The organism is Algoriphagus sp. PAP.12 (genome assembly GCF_026652115.1).
Taxonomy (GTDB): Bacteria; Bacteroidota; Bacteroidia; order Cytophagales; family Cyclobacteriaceae; genus Algoriphagus.
Genome location: NZ_JAPPSQ010000005.1, coordinates 146,886 through 164,163 on the forward strand (window position 1 = coordinate 146,886; position 17,278 = coordinate 164,163).

At 38.7% G+C, this 17,278-nt stretch carries 22 protein-coding genes; 16 read left to right on the forward strand and 6 right to left on the reverse strand.

All coding sequences use genetic code 11. The features are described 5' to 3' along the window. The 7 genes from O0V13_RS08325 (at window position 1) to O0V13_RS08355 (ending at window position 4,945) form a co-directional block, all read left to right on the forward strand. Window positions 1-723, forward strand: coding sequence for an MbnP family protein (locus O0V13_RS08325; protein WP_268034517.1), 723 nt, complete (start codon window positions 1-3; stop codon window positions 721-723). A gap of 40 nt (window positions 724-763) precedes the next feature. Then, a complete protein-coding gene (locus O0V13_RS08330; protein ID WP_268034518.1) occupies window positions 764-1,834 on the forward strand; it encodes a cytochrome-c peroxidase in 1,071 nt (356 codons plus the stop codon). After that, complete coding sequence (locus O0V13_RS08335) at window positions 1,831-2,868, forward strand: hypothetical protein (protein ID WP_268034519.1); 1,038 nt, start codon at window positions 1,831-1,833, stop codon at window positions 2,866-2,868. The genes O0V13_RS08330 and O0V13_RS08335 overlap by 4 nt, the downstream gene beginning before the upstream one ends. 90 nt (window positions 2,869-2,958) lie before the next feature. After that, on the forward strand, window positions 2,959-3,570 hold the full coding sequence (locus O0V13_RS08340; protein ID WP_268034520.1) for a DUF2202 domain-containing protein: 612 nt from the start codon (window positions 2,959-2,961) through the stop codon (window positions 3,568-3,570). 4 nt (window positions 3,571-3,574) lie between these two features. Then, the gene (locus tag O0V13_RS08345) at window positions 3,575-4,036 is read left to right on the forward strand and encodes a c-type cytochrome (RefSeq protein WP_268034521.1); all 462 of its coding nucleotides are present in this window, start codon (window positions 3,575-3,577) and stop codon (window positions 4,034-4,036) included. 83 nt (window positions 4,037-4,119) lie between these two features. Next, window positions 4,120-4,767, forward strand: coding sequence for a peroxiredoxin (locus O0V13_RS08350; protein WP_268034522.1), 648 nt, complete (start codon window positions 4,120-4,122; stop codon window positions 4,765-4,767). A 28-nt stretch (window positions 4,768-4,795) separates the two neighbouring features. After that, window positions 4,796-4,945 carry a hypothetical protein gene (locus O0V13_RS08355; protein ID WP_268034523.1) on the forward strand — a complete coding sequence of 50 codons (150 nt, stop codon included), beginning with the start codon at window positions 4,796-4,798 and terminating at the stop codon, window positions 4,943-4,945. Between the two features lie 397 nt (window positions 4,946-5,342). Here the strand turns inward: O0V13_RS08355 and O0V13_RS08360 are convergent, their stop codons facing one another. After that, complete coding sequence (locus tag O0V13_RS08360) at window positions 5,343-6,272, reverse strand: AraC family transcriptional regulator (protein ID WP_268034524.1); 930 nt, start codon at window positions 6,270-6,272, stop codon at window positions 5,343-5,345. 177 nt (window positions 6,273-6,449) lie between these two features. Between O0V13_RS08360 and O0V13_RS08365 the strand changes: the two genes are divergently transcribed. The 5 genes from O0V13_RS08365 (at window position 6,450) to O0V13_RS08385 (ending at window position 11,154) form a co-directional block, all read left to right on the forward strand. Then, window positions 6,450-7,976, forward strand: a complete 1,527-nt coding sequence (locus O0V13_RS08365; protein WP_268034525.1) for an aldehyde dehydrogenase family protein — start codon at window positions 6,450-6,452, stop codon at window positions 7,974-7,976. A gap of 86 nt (window positions 7,977-8,062) precedes the next feature. Continuing rightward, window positions 8,063-8,449 carry a DUF779 domain-containing protein gene (locus O0V13_RS08370; RefSeq protein WP_268034526.1) on the forward strand — a complete coding sequence of 129 codons (387 nt, stop codon included), beginning with the start codon at window positions 8,063-8,065 and terminating at the stop codon, window positions 8,447-8,449. Window positions 8,450-8,506: 57 nt separating this feature from the next. Further along, window positions 8,507-9,670, forward strand: coding sequence for a dipeptidase (locus tag O0V13_RS08375; protein ID WP_268034527.1), 1,164 nt, complete (start codon window positions 8,507-8,509; stop codon window positions 9,668-9,670). Beyond that, window positions 9,671-10,390, forward strand: coding sequence for a VIT1/CCC1 transporter family protein (locus O0V13_RS08380; RefSeq protein WP_268034528.1), 720 nt, complete (start codon window positions 9,671-9,673; stop codon window positions 10,388-10,390). A 5-nt stretch (window positions 10,391-10,395) separates the two neighbouring features. Continuing rightward, window positions 10,396-11,154, forward strand: coding sequence for a DUF5995 family protein (locus tag O0V13_RS08385; protein WP_268034529.1), 759 nt, complete (start codon window positions 10,396-10,398; stop codon window positions 11,152-11,154). Here O0V13_RS08385 and O0V13_RS08390 read toward each other — a convergent pair. The 3 genes from O0V13_RS08390 to O0V13_RS08400 all read right to left on the reverse strand — a co-directional run bounded on the left by O0V13_RS08390 (window position 11,151) and on the right by O0V13_RS08400 (window position 13,019). After that, a complete protein-coding gene (locus O0V13_RS08390) occupies window positions 11,151-11,576 on the reverse strand; it encodes a type II toxin-antitoxin system VapC family toxin (RefSeq protein ID WP_268034530.1) in 426 nt (141 codons plus the stop codon). The genes O0V13_RS08385 and O0V13_RS08390 overlap by 4 nt on opposite strands. Next, complete coding sequence (locus O0V13_RS08395; RefSeq protein ID WP_268034531.1) at window positions 11,573-11,827, reverse strand: DUF6364 family protein; 255 nt, start codon at window positions 11,825-11,827, stop codon at window positions 11,573-11,575. The genes O0V13_RS08390 and O0V13_RS08395 overlap by 4 nt, the downstream gene beginning before the upstream one ends. Before the next feature lie 70 nt (window positions 11,828-11,897). Continuing rightward, the gene (locus O0V13_RS08400; protein ID WP_268034532.1) at window positions 11,898-13,019 is read right to left on the reverse strand and encodes a DUF4407 domain-containing protein; all 1,122 of its coding nucleotides are present in this window, start codon (window positions 13,017-13,019) and stop codon (window positions 11,898-11,900) included. Window positions 13,020-13,264: 245 nt separating this feature from the next. Between O0V13_RS08400 and O0V13_RS08405 the strand changes: the two genes are divergently transcribed. Then, a complete protein-coding gene (locus tag O0V13_RS08405; protein WP_268034533.1) occupies window positions 13,265-13,927 on the forward strand; it encodes a GDSL-type esterase/lipase family protein in 663 nt (220 codons plus the stop codon). Here O0V13_RS08405 and O0V13_RS08410 read toward each other — a convergent pair. Beyond that, complete coding sequence (locus O0V13_RS08410; RefSeq protein ID WP_268034534.1) at window positions 13,924-14,520, reverse strand: outer membrane beta-barrel protein; 597 nt, start codon at window positions 14,518-14,520, stop codon at window positions 13,924-13,926. The two genes, O0V13_RS08405 and O0V13_RS08410, sit on opposite strands and share 4 nt — an antisense overlap. A gap of 175 nt (window positions 14,521-14,695) precedes the next feature. Between O0V13_RS08410 and msrA the strand changes: the two genes are divergently transcribed. The 3 genes from msrA to O0V13_RS08425 all read left to right on the forward strand — a co-directional run bounded on the left by msrA (window position 14,696) and on the right by O0V13_RS08425 (window position 16,836). After that, window positions 14,696-15,811, forward strand: coding sequence for a peptide-methionine (S)-S-oxide reductase MsrA (msrA, locus tag O0V13_RS08415; protein WP_268034535.1), 1,116 nt, complete (start codon window positions 14,696-14,698; stop codon window positions 15,809-15,811). Between the two features lie 143 nt (window positions 15,812-15,954). After that, on the forward strand, window positions 15,955-16,338 hold the full coding sequence (locus tag O0V13_RS08420) for a response regulator (protein WP_268034536.1): 384 nt from the start codon (window positions 15,955-15,957) through the stop codon (window positions 16,336-16,338). A 90-nt stretch (window positions 16,339-16,428) separates the two neighbouring features. Further along, on the forward strand, window positions 16,429-16,836 hold the full coding sequence (locus O0V13_RS08425; RefSeq protein ID WP_268034537.1) for a hypothetical protein: 408 nt from the start codon (window positions 16,429-16,431) through the stop codon (window positions 16,834-16,836). A 3-nt stretch (window positions 16,837-16,839) separates the two neighbouring features. Here O0V13_RS08425 and O0V13_RS08430 read toward each other — a convergent pair whose 3' ends face one another. After that, window positions 16,840-17,265 (reverse strand): Dabb family protein, encoded by a 426-nt coding sequence (locus tag O0V13_RS08430; RefSeq protein ID WP_268034538.1) that lies wholly within the window; start codon window positions 17,263-17,265, stop codon window positions 16,840-16,842. Window positions 17,266-17,278: the final 13 nt, after the last annotated feature.

Below are 17,278 nucleotides of genomic sequence, written 5' to 3' on the forward strand. Positions count from 1 at the left end.
GTGAAAAATATATCCTATCTATTCCTTGCGGTCCTTTTTGCATTCACATCTTGTGACAAAGAGGACGAAACTCCCGCACAAATGAATGTGAAAATCACATTTGATAACACCTTGAACGGAAACCCTCTGGAGTTGAATCAAGAGATCTTTACACTCCCTTCTGGAGAATCATTTATGGTGAAAAAGTTTAAATATTACATCTCCAATGTGATTTTGACAGATTCGGAAACCAATACTCAATATATAGAGACCGACAGTTACCACTTGATGGGACAGGATTTCAATTCTTCAATTGAATTGGGAATGATCCCTTCGGCCAATTATGATCAAATCACTTTTTCCATCGGTGTTGACGAAGTAGCCAATTCCAGAACGGATCAGACAGGTGATTTAGACCCCAACAATGACATGGCCTGGAACTGGAATTCAGGTTATAAATTCGTCGTTTTGGAAGGTGAGTTTATCCACGAAAGCACCCAAGAAAGAACCGGTTTGGTATTTCATATTGGAAATAACCAAAACTATGCAACAGTCACATTGCCGCTTTCTGGTTTAGCTGCTGGAAAACCTGCTTCTATTTCTTTGGAAACAGCAATTGACGAGCTTTTTTCCAACCCAAATACATTGGTTCCAAGTAATCTGGCAAGTACCACCGTCATGGGAGGACCTGTTGCCGATCAAATTGGTCAAAACTATGCTGATGGATTTATAAAAGCCAACTAATAAAAATCCCCCGAGGATATCTTCGGGGGAATTCTTTCCAATGAAAAAACAGGCTCTTATTTTACTCCTTTCTATTTCTTGGACTTGGGCATGTGAGGATCAGGGGCAACAGGAGATTTTGGCAGAAAATGATCCCGAGCTTTTTGTTCCATCCATTTCCAAATCGTTGAATGTCGGAAGCTTTCCGCAACCGGATCGGAATCCCATGTCCAAAGAAGGAGTCCTATTGGGTAAAAAGCTCTTTTTCGACACCAATCTCTCTAGCAATGGAAAGGTTTCATGTGCTTCCTGCCATCAACCGCAATTGGCATTCACAGATGCAGTTCCACTTGCAGATCATGGAGTGACGGGGATAGAATTAGACCGACATGCCCCAGCCCTTTTCAATTTGGCCTGGAATACTACTGGACTCTTTTGGGATGGTGGGGCACATGATTTAGAGTCTTTGAACTTTGGCCCTCTCACCCACCCCAATGAAATGGGAGCTGACCTGACTGCTATCCTGACCTATTTGAATCAACAGAAAGAATACCTGGATTTATTTGAAAATGCATTTCCTGCAACTCCCATTCAAAGTGCTACAATGAGCCGAGCCATAGCTCAGTATACTAGGACATTGATCTCTCAAACTTCACGCTATGATCTCTGGATGAATGGAGAGATTGGATTCAATTCTATAGAATTAAAAGGCTATGAAATCTATCAAGCTAATTGCTCTAGTTGTCATGAGGAAGGCCTTTTTACTGACCTCAGTTATCACAACAATGGATTGGATGAAAGTTACCCTGATCCAATTGACAAAGAAGGTGTATTTCTGGGAAGATTTCGAATCAGTCATGACTCTTCGGATTTGGGAGCTTACAAAACCCCAAGCCTTCGAAACATCACCTTGACAACTCCCTACATGCACGATGGGCGATTCGCAAGCCTGGAAGAGGTATTGAATCATTATTCTTCAGGGATCAAGCAAAACAGTTCATTGGCTCCACAATTAAAAGATGGTATTCCTTTAAACAAAGAGGAAAAAGAAGCCTTGATTACATTTCTAAAAACTCTTCAAGACGATCAGTTCATTCAAAAACACCTTCAGGACAATCCTGATTTACCATGAAAAAATCTTTACTCATTCTCATATTTCTGGGACTCCTATCCCAATCAAATCAGTCATTTGCATGCGATAGCTGCAATTTCTTTGAATACAGCCTCCTTGAAAACAAAAGCTATTTTGGCCTATTCTATAGATTCAGGGATTTTCGGGATTATAAGACTATCTCTCCATCCACTACTACAGCAATTCTAAGTTTTCCAGCTCAGCAAAGTACCCAACTTCAACCTTGGATTGGCAACGAAGTGATGCATGAACCGGAAGGAAACAATTTGTATGTCCAAAAGACCAAACAGGATTTTGAAACCTATCAAACCATTGAGGCAAGAGGAAATATCACTCTGAATTATAAATGGAACTTGACCTTCCTTTTGCCTTATGAGTTCAACAAGGTTTATTATGAAAAATACCTGGACTTACCCAACCCGTTTTCTGATACGACACTTTATGTCCAAGGATGGGGAGATTTAACTACCGCGGTGGAATTTATCCATTTGGTTTACAACCCTAAATCCAGACATACTTTTCGTCCTGGGTTGGCTCTTACCCTTCCAACAGGTCAGGCTCTAGTTCAGTCCAAGAATGAAAATAGGGACCTTTTTGACCCAATCATTCAACCTGGAAAAGGTGCCTTTTCTTTTATTCCGCGATTGAATTATCAATGGTTTTTAGAAAATCTAGGTATCAATGCCGGAATGAGCTACCAATGGAGCACAGAGGGAAAGCAATCTTATCAATTTGGAAATTCATTCAACGCATATCTGCTGTATTTTCATCAGTTTGAAATTGGAGGAAGCTTTCTGCTAGCTCCTAATTTGGGAGTATACCATGAGTCTGCTCAGCGGGATATTTACAATGGACAAAAGCAGGATCTTACCGGAGGGCAAGTGGATTTTGCACAGTTGGGGCTAGACCTGAATCTGTCTCAAACTACATTTTCTCTGGTCTACCAAAGTCCAATCCATCAAAATCTAAACGGAAATCAAATTCTAAATCAACACAGGATTAGCATCGGATTAATAAGGAGCTTCAAGCTCTAAAAAGTTTAATCCATAAGGATTTTCGTGTGAGAAATATCACTGCTTCTGAGGCTATTAGTATCGACATTGGTTCTATAAATATTAGAAACCATGAAACGATCAATCCTCCCCTTATTTATTCTATTGGCGGGATTATTTTCTTGCCAAGATGAAGAGAAGCCAATGGTAAGCACCACTCTATCAGATGCAGAGATAGAAACTTTGCTATTCACCAGAGAAGAAGAAAAGCTGGCGCATGATGTTTACATCTATGCTTATGAAAAATATGGAAATATCCTTTTCCAAAACATTGCAAATAGTGAATCACAGCATATCCAGTCCATTTTGACTCAGATGAATGCTTTTGATATTTCTGATCCTTTGAATGGAAGCACTATACCCGGAGAATTTACATTATCCGCCATTCAAACCCTTTATGACAATCTCACTAGCCAAGTTGATCAGTCACTAAATGATGCAATTATCGCAGGACTATGGATTGAAGATATTGACATCTACGACTTGGAAAATGCAATTGCAGAAACTAGTCAAAGCTCATTGGCTACTGTATATGGTAGCTTACAATGTGGCTCTTCAAACCATATGAGGGCTTTTTATGGGTTAGCAACTCAATATGGAGTTGATTATTCGCCTAGCTATATCAGTCAAACACTTTACGAAGACATCATCACGTCAGCAAAAACAACCTGTCAAAACAATTAAATAAATGAACCTAGCATTTATTCCTTTGTCATGGGTGTTGGTTTCGGTTCTTTCCTTGAGCATTCAGTCTCCTGAGAGCAAACTCGAAAATTTTAATCCGGACCAAGAACAAGTAGAAAAGGGGTTAGTATTACTTCAAAAACACTGCTATTCCTGTCACAATCCTGCTTCCCCTTCCCATGATGAGATGTTGGCCCCTCCATTGGTGGGTATCAAATCGCATTATCAAAAAGCCTATCCAGAAAGCAAGGACTTTAAAGCTGCGATGATTGGATTCGTCTCCGATCCTAATGAAGAAAAAGGAATTATGAAGGGACCTATGAAGCGCTTTGGTGTGATGCCAAAACCTCCGGTTCCTGAAGAAGAGATCAAATTAATTGTAGAATACATTCATGCTAACCAATTGGAGGAACCTAGTTGGTTCAAGGAACATCACAAAGGGAATGGGAACCCAAATAATCATTGATCATTGTGATTCTTATCACAGATTTTACAGAAGAATAACGGTAGATTTATACTATAAATTAAAAAATATCATAACCATTAACTATGGATACTCAAGCTATAACAATGCCTAGAATTGGAGATCAGGCTCCCGATTTTGAGGCAATGACTACCACAGGAAAGATTAAATTTTCCGAATACATCAAAGATTCTTGGACCATCTTGTTCTCTCACCCAGCGGATTTTACACCTGTCTGTACAACAGAGATGAGTGGGTTTGCATTGGATCAAAAGTTCTTTGATGAGCATGATACCAAATTGATTGGACTCAGCATTGATTCCATCCATGCCCACATTGCCTGGGTCAACAATGTCAAGAAAAACACCGGTGTTTTATTCGAATTTCCAATCATTGCCGACATTGACATGAGCGTTTCCAAATTATATGGAATGCTTCAACCGGGAGAAAGTGAGACCGCGGCAGTAAGAGCTGTATTCTTTATCGATCCAACTGGAAAAATTAGATTGATCATGTACTATCCTCTAAATGTGGGAAGAAATATGGATGAAATCAAAAGAGTCCTAGTAGCTCTACAAACATCTGATAAATATAAAGTTGCCATGCCACTGAATTGGACACCAGGAGAAAAAGTAATCGTACCTCCACCAAAAACAGTTGCAGAAATGCAGGAGCGTGAAGCGAGTGATTATGAGATGGTAGACTTCTATTTGGCTAAAAAAGAACTAGTGTAGTATAGGTTTTTGATTAAACTAGAATTATTTGATAAGAATCGTAATGAAGGAGGAAATTGCAAGAAAATCAAGCTGTTTGGAGGCTAAAGCAGAGCATCGCTATGATGAAATCGAAAACAGCAACGAAGAAGTTGATTTTAAAGCAAATTCTGCCCGTACTAGATTATCTATCATGTAATTCGAGTTAAAGGGTTAATAAACAATAGAAAGCTTCTCGGAATTTTCGAGAAGCTTTTTCTGTTTAAAGCCTAAAAAACAAAACTTTATAATTTCTTAACCTAACTCACTCATTTAAACCAGTTTTTTGACATTTAACAAAAATTTGAACAAAACAACACATTTTTTAAACCGGTTTTTTGCATTTATGCAAAACGACTTTTTGAAGAAGCCAAAAAAAAGAGAGCTTATTAGGAAATAAGCTCTCAGTCAGGGTCTATTGTTAATCAAGTAAAACCAAATAAACTTTGGTAAAGCGATAGGTTGATATCTTTTTTTGCCTACCAAAATTTATTAAACTTAATAAAATTTAAGATAATAACACAAATCCAGTAAAATATTTTTCATTTTTTTTTCTTTCAGAAGCCTTTCGGCAAGTCCTGATAGGATTTGGGAGTTCGTCCAAACTCTTTCTTAAAAACTCGGATAAAGTAACTGATATTATTAAATCCGGACATCATCGCCACTTCCTGAATCTGAAGCCCCCCCATTTGCAAAAGATTTCTAGCTAATTTGAGCCTTTCATTTAAAACATACTCCATTGGAGTTTGTCCTAATTCCTGTTTAAATGTTCTCACAAAATGAGCCTTACTCATGCATGCTTTGGAAGCCAGATCTTCCAAAGTCAGTTGTTCCCGAATATTTGATTTGATATAAGCCACTACATGAGCCAACCGATTTCCAGAAGCCAGCTCTTTATATGTTTTTTCAAGCATATCCCTAGCTTGCGTTTGACTTAGCCTGATCAATAATTCCTTTAATGCCAAAGAAGCGATTAAGTCTTTTTCTTTGGATCGCTCCTTTACCCCGATCTTGATAAATCGATTAATGATTTCGGAAAGATCCTGAGTATTAATTAGATGGAAATAAGACAAATCAAGTCCCCATTCTTGAGTTAGTACTTTATCAGAGAAACGCTCATTGAGCATATTAAAAGTATTCTCTATCATTTCTTTTGAAATAGAAAGAGCAATGCATTGAGTCGGATTGTTCCATTGGGCTTCCGGAAAATCAATTTTCATTAATTCATTTGGAGGGACAATCACAGACTCCCCTGGCAAATAATCAAAACCCGGCTTGTCAAATAGGTGCATAACCTTTTTACCTTTGAGCATAGTCGTCAGCACCAAGTCTCCAAATACCAAATTGACATCGGCAGCCTCTTGGTGAGTTTCAAAAATATTTAGCTCACAATTATCTAAGGTGTAGGTCGTCCTGTTCTCTACTAAGGTTTTCAAATCCTTTGGAGATCTCCAAGTCACCTGTGCAGGAAAGTTATTTCGGGTCATAGGGTAATGTATTAACTAGCACAGCTTTAGAAAAGTTAATTTATTTAATATTTCTTGAGAATACTCTTTAGAAACGGAAAAAATAGCAACGTGAGTACATGAGATGTTCATCTGGTGCAATTTTTTTTAATGAAATGTATTGAGCTTTGATCAATACCAAAATAACCAATAAAACATATGACAACTTTAACACTTTCTCAGGCTAAGCCTGTAGATAGACCAGAGATCAAATCAAAATACGATCATTTTATAGGTGGCAAGTGGATTGCACCTGATTCTGGGGAATATTTTGACAACATTTCCCCTATAGACGGAAAAGTATTTTCAAAAGCAGCCAGAGGTAATAAAGTAGATATTGAAAAAGCATTGGACGCTGCACACGAGGCATTCCCTTCTTGGTCCAAGACTCCCGCTGCAGAGCGATCCAAAATCCTCAATAAGATTGCAGATGTCATTGAGGAAAACCTCGAACTTCTTGCAAGAATAGAAACAATAGACAATGGTAAAGCTTTAAGAGAAACCCGAGCTGCTGATTTACCTCTTTGTGTGGACCATTTTAGATATTTTGCAGGTGTGATTCGCGCTGATGAAAGCACCATTTCTGAGCATGATGAAAACACAGTAAGTATAGCCCTTCACGAGCCACTAGGAGTCGTGGGACAAATCATTCCATGGAACTTCCCACTTTTGATGGCCACTTGGAAAATCGCCCCTGCCTTGGCTGCTGGATGTTGTACAGTTGTAAAACCAGCTGAACAAACCCCAACCAGTATCATGGTATTAATGGAATTAATTGCTGATGTTGTTCCTCCAGGAGTACTAAACGTAGTTACCGGTTTTGGCCCAGAAGCTGGAAAACCATTGGCGACATCTCCAAGAATTGCAAAAGTTGCTTTTACGGGTGAAACCACTACAGGTAGGCTGATTATGCAATATGCATCTGAAAACTTGATCCCTGTAACCATGGAATTGGGTGGTAAGTCACCAAATATCTTCATGAAGTCTGTAGCTGATGCTGACGATGAATTCTTTGACAAAGCTGTAGAAGGCGCAGTTATGTTTGCCTTGAACCAAGGTGAGGTTTGTACTTGCCCTTCTAGAATTCTGGTTCATGAAGACATTTATGATGTCTTTATGGAAAGAGTAATCGCTAGAACCAAAGCGATCAAGCTTGGTCACCCATTAGCTGAGGATACAATGATGGGAGCGCAAGCCTCCAATGATCAATACGAAAAAATTCTTTCCTACATTGAAATCGGCAAGCAGGAAGGAGCTCAAGTTCTAACAGGAGGAGCGAAAAGCGGTCTGAATTCAGGATTAGAAGACGGGTTCTACATTCAGCCAACCATTTTCAAAGGCAACAATAAAATGCGAATCTTCCAAGAGGAGATTTTTGGACCAGTCACTTGCGTTACCACTTTCAAGACCACAGAGGAAGCAATCCAAATAGCCAATGATACTATGTATGGCTTGGGAGCTGGACTTTGGTCTAGAGATGCACATGAATTATACCAAGTACCTAGAGCGATCCAAGCGGGTCGAGTTTGGGTAAACTGCTACCACGCATATCCGGCACACGCACCATTTGGCGGATACAAAAAATCAGGTTTCGGACGGGAAAATCACGCAATGATGTTGAACCACTACCGCCAGACCAAAAACATGCTTATTTCTTACAGTAAACAGAAATTAGGCTTCTTTTAAGTAGTTAATCAAAGTAAAACCAAACCCGTAAAGACAGGTGATTTTCGCCTGTCTTTATTTTCTTTACCCAAAAAACCAATAAACCCATGACATCAAGAATAACCATCACCGATACTGCAAAGGAAATTGTCGATAAATTGAGAAAGCAGACAGGAACCGAATTGATGTTTCATCAAAGTGGGGGTTGTTGTGACGGCTCCTCTCCTATGTGTTTTGAAAAAGGAGATTTCAAAGTTGGTGGAAGTGATATCTGGCTGGGCAACATTTATGGTTGCGATTTTTTCATGAGTGCTGATCAATTTGAATACTGGAAGCATACCCAATTAACCTTAGATGTTACACCAGGAAGAGGCAGTAGTTTCTCACTGGAAATCCCAATGGGAATTCGATTTATTATCAGGTCAAGAATTTTCACCATGGAAGAATTAGAGGATCTGGAACCGACAAAATCTGCAGAAGAAGTAATCAATTAAGAATCCCTTTCACTTGGATTTTTTAGTATCTTCATCGGATTAACCCAGCCTTATACGATGAAAAAACTCCTAATAGGATTATTAGTTTTATTCCTTTTATATGTTATAGCAATTGCACTGGTTCCTCCCTATATAGAGTCAGACCGGAACCAAATAAAAATCCTTCCACCTTATTCTGTTTCCGCAGAAGCGCAGGCCATTTATGACAATTTAGAATTTATAGCAGACCTCCATTGTGACGCATTACTTTGGGGAAGAGACTTGACCGAAAAGGGAGACCGTGGACACGTGGATTTCCCGAGAATGAGAGTAGCAAATGTAGCTTTGGAAATGTTTACCATCGTTTCCAAATCTCCTTCAGGACAAAATATGAAAAGCAATAGCGCCGAATCTTTGGATGTGATTACCCCATTGACCATTGTCAAAGGAGAAAGCCCATTCAATTGGTTTAGCTTAGTCAATAGAACTCTATCTCAAACAGGAGATTTGGAAGATTTTATGGTGGAAGAAGATGGTAAGGCAATTTTGGTCAAAAGCAAAAGCGACCTAAATCAACTCATTGATGCCCGCAAATCCGATAAAGATGTCATTGGAGGAATGTTGGGGATCGAAGGTGCTCATGCTTTGGAAGGTGATATTCTCAACGTGGATAGAGTTTATGAAGCAGGGGTCAGAATGATAGGTCCCACTCACTTTTTTGACAATAAACTAGGAGGTTCTGCTCACGGTGAATCAGGTGAAGGCCTGACCGACTTTGGGAAATCAGTGATTAAAAGAATGAACGATCTGGGAATTTTCATTGACCTCGCGCATTCGTCTCCAGCAATAGTAGAGGATGTATTGGATATGACCACCCAGCCTGTCATCGTTTCGCACACGGGAGTTAGAGCTATTTTGGATTCCCAAAGAAATCTTAGTGATCATCAAATTCAAAGAATTGCAGAAAACGGGGGTATCATAGGAATCGCATTTTTTGATGCGGCAGTTGGTGAGCCTGAAATCCCAAATATCATTGCTTCAATCAAGCATGTTAGAGATTTGGTGGGGATAGAGCATGTTGCCCTTGGGTCTGATTATGATGGAGCGGTAGTGGTCCCTTTTGACATCACAGGTCTTCCTATTATAGTTGAAGGGATGCTCCAAGAAGGATTCACCTTAGAGGAAATCAAATCTGTTATGGGGGAAAACGTCAAGAACTTTTTACTTGAAAATTTAAAATAAATGGAACAAGCCATCCATCATCAGAACAACCAATTTGGTAAGCTTCAAGAGTACCTACGAGAATTCGTCTATGGAGGTATCGATGGAGCCGTGACTACTTTTGCAGTTGTTGCCGGCGGCTACGGGGCCAATCTGGAGCCGGGAATTTTGATCATTTTAGGCTTTGCAAATCTTCTTGCTGATGGATTTTCAATGTCAGTCGGTGCATACCTTTCAGCAAAAAGTGAAAGAGACAATTTTGACAAACACGAAAAAATAGAATACTGGGAAATAGAAAATCTTCCAGAAACCGAACGAGAGGAAATCGAAGAAATCTATCGTGAAAAAGGATTCAAGGGAGAATTATTAACCCAAATCGTGGACCATATTTGCTCAGATAAAGATCTCTGGGTTTCTGAAATGATGAAAGATGAATTGGGAATGATGAAAGACACCAAAAGTCCTTTTAAAATTGGATTGGCTACTCTCATTTCCTTTATCATGGTCGGCTTTATACCTTTACTCATTTACCTATGGAACTTCTTCTTCCCTTCAGAAATTAACACCTTTCTTTGGACTAGTATTCTGACTGGCATAGCATTTTTGATAGTAGGCTGGCTAAAAGGTATCGTGAATCAGACTTCCACCCTAAGAAGCATTATCGAAACAGTTGGTTTAGGACTTCTGGCGGCAATCGTTGCATTCTATGTTGGGGATATTTTAGAAAGCTTTTTTATGTAATCCCTATGAAAACAATTGATGAAGTACTGGGAAGAATGGACCAAATTGTCTCGGAATGCCAAATTCAAGAAAGCAGAATTGGCTTTTTTGCCATTTTATACAGACAAGTCACAAGGAGAATTAAACAGGGCATTCTGGCAAAAGAATTTGAAGACAATGCCAGAATGGAGGTATTGGACATCCTTTTCGCCAAAAGATTTATAGATGCTTATGATGTTTGGAAAAACGGCGGAACACCAACATCAAGCTGGCAAGTAGCTTTTGATGCAAGCAAAGGCTCCTCTTATCTTGTTTTGCAACACCTATTCTTGGGAATCAACGCTCATATCAATTTAGATCTTGGAATTGCGGCATCAGAAACCATGAAGAATCATCCTTTAGAAGGGATCAAAAATGACTTCGACAAGATCAATTCTGTTTTAGCTGAATTGGTTGATGGCGTCAAGGCAAACATCAGTAAGGTTTCTCCTATTTTCGGATTGTTGATTCCTTTGGCGAAAGGCAAAGATGAAATGCTTTTAAATTTTTCGATTCAGCTGGCGAGAGATGGGGCCTGGAAATATGCCGGGGAATACCATGCAGATTTGAATAAGAATTTTCAGATTTCAGATCGCGACAAAAACATCTCTAACCTGGCCAGAAAGCTAATTCAGCCTGGGAAATTCCTTGGATTCCTAATTAAGATTGTTGGTTTTGCCGAATGGAAATCCGTGAAGGACACGATGACTCAATTGGATGAAGTAGCAATAAATACGTTATTCTAAACCCCAGAAATAACCACTTTTTCCAAAAAATCTTGGCAGGTATACACAGGTATTTCAGAAAAATAAAATCCATTTGAATCCTCTGAAACGATAGCCTCACCAGAGGTTTTTAATGCAGAGTAATACTCCAATCCATCTTCAAAATCTTGGATTAATGGATTTTTCAAAGTTTTAAAAACCTCCTCACTGCCCACTTCGGAAACAAGAATCTTTGAATTCAATAAATCAATTTTTCTTTTTGCAGCACTTGCTCCACTTTTCTTTTCAGAAAAATAATAAGATATGGCTAAACAAATGGGTGATGTATAAAGCTGAAAAGTCTCTTTATACATCAGACTTAAAACTCGGGCAGAATAGGGAAAAAGTGGATATTCTTTGTTCAAGACTGAAACCAGCACATTCGCATCTAAAAAAATCTTCATTTTCTACTTTTGAAGAATTCGTCTTTCAGGGCTTTCTTGCTAGAACTTTTTTTGTATTCAATGGCCCCTTCAGCCACCTCATCAATCCATTTGGAAATCGGCAAATCTTCCAACGATAGGTAGCTACCGGAAGTAATTTGAGAATAAAGGTATTCCGTCAATCTGGAAAGACTAATAATGTTTTGACTTGCAAAATCCTTCGCTTTTTCGATGATATCCTTATTAAATGAAAGGGTGATTTTAGAATCCATGACAATAAAATAAAAGGCTATACGTAAAGAAAAAAATATTTACGTATTACTAAATATTATAGTTTGAAGGTTAACCCCCTCTCCCCCATTTTTCTTCCATACCAGCTATTTCAGCTTCGGTTTTCACTTTGTTTTTGCGATTGGTCTTTTCCTTTTGAAGATTGGTTGCATAAAAATGGGTTCCTTGAAAATAGTCCACACGAGCTTCTGATTCCCCTTTGGCAAAAGTCCATTTTTCACCTTTGAACAATTTCACTTTTTCCTCATGAAGCTCTAATAGTTCATCATAGGGCCCACGGCTTGAAATCAATTTGACGAAAATTGGAGCAGTTTCAATGGCAATAAAAAGAAGCATTATAAACGTATTTGCAAGCGCCATAGCGGAACTCTCCTCTGTCAATGAAGCCAAACCATCCATTCTTGCCGCCAAGCCATCAAACCCTTCAATCCCAGGTTGCTGCTTTTCAAATTCTGCCTGACGCAAAGCCATAAATTCTCGGATTTGAGCCTCTAATGTATCTACCCGAATCTGGTTTCTCACTTTCAATTCATCCAAGGCTATTTGGGCCGCATCCAGTTGTTGTTCTTTCTTTTTTGCATTGGTCCCTAAACCTACAATTCCACTCGTCCCAGCAGTTTTTTCTCCAAATCGTTCTGCATCGTATTCTTTCTGAAGTTGATCTCTATAGGCTTCTGCATTTGAAACTTCTGATTTCAATGAATCGATTCTCCCTTCTAATTCTTGAATCTCTGGAAATCCTTTAGCCAAATTCGCTTTGGACTGAGCGATAAACTCAGTTTTTTTCTCATCAAGCTTACGATTGATTTCTCTCTCAAACATCTTCAATTCTAATGGCTTTGAAATCACAAGCGCTAGTAATACTGCCAAAACCAATCTTGGAATTGCCAACTTCCATTCAGCCCAAGAGTTTTCCTTTTTTCGCATACTGGAAACAATGAACCTATCTAAATTGAAGATCATCAAGCCCCATAGCAGTCCGAAGCTTATGGCAGGCCAAATGGATTGGAAAACTGTATAAATCGCATAGCCCGAGGCCAATGCTGCTAAGATGCCAGTAAAAAAAACCGTAGCCCCTATTCCAATGTATTTATTTGAATCAGTGGGAGTTCTCTTCAAAATTGAGAAATTGGCACCACTACAAAACCAGAAAAACTGAGTAAGTTGTTGCATAAGTAGGATGATTGAATGGATTCGTATATAAAACGCTAAAATCCTTCCAAAAGTGAGAATTACTTCTGACTGGGGACATACTCAGTTCATTTAGGGACAAAAACCTCTTTTTTTGGGATGTTCAGGGGTGTTTTAGACTTTTCAAGTTTCTTCTAGGTCATTTTCATAATCTGTTCACCCTGTACGTATTCGATCAATTTGTGAACGGTTTTGAAGCTGTGTTTTTTGGACGTATGTTTAGGAATATGAAGAAGCCCTATAACCTCCTATTGATTGCGATTTGCCTATTTTTTGGAAGCCAAATCAGTATCGCTCAGACTGTCCCTTTTGAAAATGAAGTCAAAGAAATTTCAGCTAGAATTGATGAAGCTGGATGGGAACCTGGCGAAACGGTTTTCACAGGAAGCTCTAGTGTAAGAATGTGGAAAAGTTTGGAGGCTGAGTTTCCAAATTATGACGTATTAAATACCGGGTTCGGTGGCTCTAAAGCTTCTGACCTCGAAAAACACCTATTCCCTCTGGTTTTGAGATTTGAGCCAAAAAAAGTATTCATTTATGAAGGTGATAATGACCTTTGGGCAGATGTAGCGGTAGCCGACATTATGGAATCTTTGGACAATATCGTTTCCAGAATTTTGATCGCCAACCCTCATACGGAAGTCAATCTAATCAGTGCAAAGCCTAGCCCAAGCCGCTGGAGCAAGAAGCAAAATTATTTGATATTGAATGATCTAATGAGACAATATGCCCAGACTCATGAAGGAGTTGGATATGTTTCAGTATGGGAAGCACTGCTTGACTCGAATGGCAACCCTCGCCCAGAACTTTACATTCAAGATCAATTGCATTTAAACGAAGATGGGTACAAACTTTGGTCGGCAGAGTTCAAACCTTTCATGCAGGATTAATTTCCAGAAATCTTAAACGACAGAGCTAGTAACACTTGCTCATGGCGGATATACTGGGTACCATCGAACATTCTGTAAATATTGATTTTCTGATCATGAAATTCTCTTTCATATCGAAGATCCAAGCCGACTGGACCAATTGAAACTCCCATTCCAAATTGATACCCGAATCGTAGGTTCTTATTGTATTCGTCTAATTCACTTGGAAGGTAATTGTCTTTGAGAGTATAATGAAAAGATGGACCTCCAAAGACTGTAATGATTTGAAAAAGCTTGATTCCTGCCAAAATCGGTGCATCAATTCTCTGAGACTTCGCATCCAACTCTCCAGTTTCGAAGCGAGTTTCGGTAAAAACCAATTCAGGCCTGAGATAGATATCATAAGAGCTCATTTTGTAAAATACCCCCGCATGATACCCCATTCCTCCGGTTGGATCCTTCCAAATGGTTCCTGCATCTTTGAAATACTTTCCGGAAGTATTATAATTCATTCCAACTTTTACTCCCAAACCGGATCCTTGTTGTGCGAAAGTAGGGATTGAAAAGACCGTAAAAATGAAAAGGCAAAGAATTAGTAGCTGTATTTTTTTCATTGATCAAGCATTTAATGAAACTTGGAGGAACTAATAATCGAATCTTAACCAATCTAATCCTTCAAAAACCACGTATCTAAACCTAGAATTCAAAACAGTTCTCGAACTGATGGGTTATATTTTCAGTTTCAAATACGAGACCAATTTTCGCATATAAGATAAATTTCTGTAAATCATGCATTTGTCACCTAAACCATATACGATGATGTTGAGCCTATTTCTCGGCCTTTTTATGGCCTGCAGCTCACCTTCCGAACAAAATTCGGAAATTGAGTTAAGCCCCAGTGATTCAGAAAAAATGGAAGCTTTCTCGGGAAAAACAGAACAAGCAACCTTTGCAGGTGGATGTTTCTGGTGCGTAGAAGCTCCTTTTGAGGATGTAGATGGAGTAATAACTGTGATATCAGGATATGCCGGAGGAAAAGAAAAAAATCCAACCTATGGTGAGGTTAGTTCAGGAAAAACCTCACATCGAGAATCTGTTCAGATCACCTATGATCCCGAAGTAATCAGCTATTCAGAATTGGTGGATATTTTCTGGCAGACATTTGATCCGACGGATGTTGGTGGTTCTTTTTATGACAGAGGATCACAATACGAATCTGCTATCTTTTACATGGATTCTGAGCAAAAAAAGGTAGCTGAAGAATCCAAAAAAAGACTGGATAATTCAGGAAGATTTGATAAACCAATAGCTACTCCAATTATTAAATTCACCACTTTCTATCCAGCTGAGGAATATCATCAGGATTATTATAAGAAAAACCCAACCGATTATTATTCCTACAGAAAAGGAAGTGGACGTGATGATTTCATCAAAAAACATTGGCCTGAACTATCCGCAAAAGAATATCCAGCCAAATCGAAATCAGAATTGAAAAGTGAACTAACAGAACTGCAGTGGGAAGTCACTATGGAGGATGCAACAGAATATGCCTTCCAAAATGAATACAATGGCAATAAGGAAGAAGGCATTTATGTCTGTATAGTCTCCGGAGCTCCATTATTTAGTTCTACTGATAAATATGAATCTGGGTCAGGATGGCCTAGCTTCACCAAACCAATTGATCCAAGAGCTCTTGACAAACCTGTGGATAACTCCTTGGGAATGATGCGTGTAGAAGTTCGTAGTAAGTTTGGAAATAGTCATTTGGGACACGTATTCTATGATGGCCCAGCTCCGACCGGATTGAGATATTGTATGAATTCTGCTGCAATGAAATTTATCCCTAAATCTGAAATGGAAGAGAAAGGCTATGGGGATTATTTATGGCTAATAGAAGACAAATAAACTCAGAATACTTAAATCCATTCTGAATAAGTAAAGGAAAGCACAATTGCTTTCCTTTTTTTATGTTTAGGCTCATTCAAATCAATTAAAACCACTAATTTAAAGTTCTCAATTGCAAACCCCTTTTATTTTCTATCGCATTAATGGCAAATTTTGAGCTTTTGATTGTGGATGATGATCCCAGCTTTTTGTTTCTTCATGAAGTTTTAGCCAAGAAATCAGGGTTCCATGACTCTCCTCAAAAGTTTGAAGACGGAGAAGAAGTGGTTGATTTTTTAAATAAAAAGGAAAGCAAAAATTATCTACTTTTCTTAGACATTTACATGAAACAGATGGATGGATGGGGGGTGCTCAACTTTATCGAAAAACAAAACAAACCTGACAAAATCAAAGTAATCTTGATCAGTTCATCTATCAATAGTGAGGATAAAAACAGAGCTTTGGATTATTCCAGTGTGATTGAGTATATAGAGAAACCATTGCTTTTGGAATACCTAGAAATATTGAAGGAACAGGTGCTTTTTTGATTACTTCTATTTCTTTAGGCTCAAAATAATTACAAGCGCGAATATTTTACTTCCCACAACTGTTTATATTTAACTGAAAATTTAGATAAGATGAAAAAATTCGCCTGGATCTTTGGTACCGTTTTGATTGTTGTCCTTGCTGGAATCTTTTGGTATAAATTCTATTTTGTATTTGGGGAAGGAGTCAAAGCAGGTTCATTGAACTACTTTGTAAAAAAAGGAATCGTATTTAAAACTTATGAAGGAAGAGTGGTCCAGGAAGGATTCCAAAGTCCAACAGCAGGTGGCCTACAAAGCAACGAGTTTAGATTTAGTGTGGTAGATGAGGAAGTAGCAGGAAAGCTAGAAAGAGCCTCGGGGAGATTTGTAGAGCTACGATATAAAGAATATAACGGAATGCTCCCATGGAGAGGAACTAGCAACTTTGTGGTCACAGAGGTCTTAACGATAAAGGACGAAGCCTCCTCTGGTGACTCCGCCCTTCCATATGATCAGTAGGACTTATTTCGTCCAATAATCAACTACTGTCACTTTATCCAAATGTGGTCCTAAGACTTCACCAAAAGCCTTGTGGGCGGGATGAGGCAAATAAATAGCTCTATCTTCTTCCGAATAAAATGTCAAAGTGAAGGCATGAGTCAAGCCTTGATTTAGTCCTTCAGGGCTATTGTTGGTTCCCCATTCAAATCCTTTGATCTCAGGTATTTCATTTGGCAAATTCTCAAAAGCAGCTACAACTTTGTCGATATCTTCTTGAGTAGCAGATTCTTTAAAACCAAACAAAACGACGTGTCTTAAGACGGAGTCAGGTGTTTCTTCCATAATTTTTTCTTCAATAATAGTTTCAGTGACAACTTCTTTCTCCTCTTGATTTGGAGAGCAAGAAAAAAGGATAAGCGCAAGAAAGTAAAAAGGGATTTTTTTCATGTTTAAATAAGGT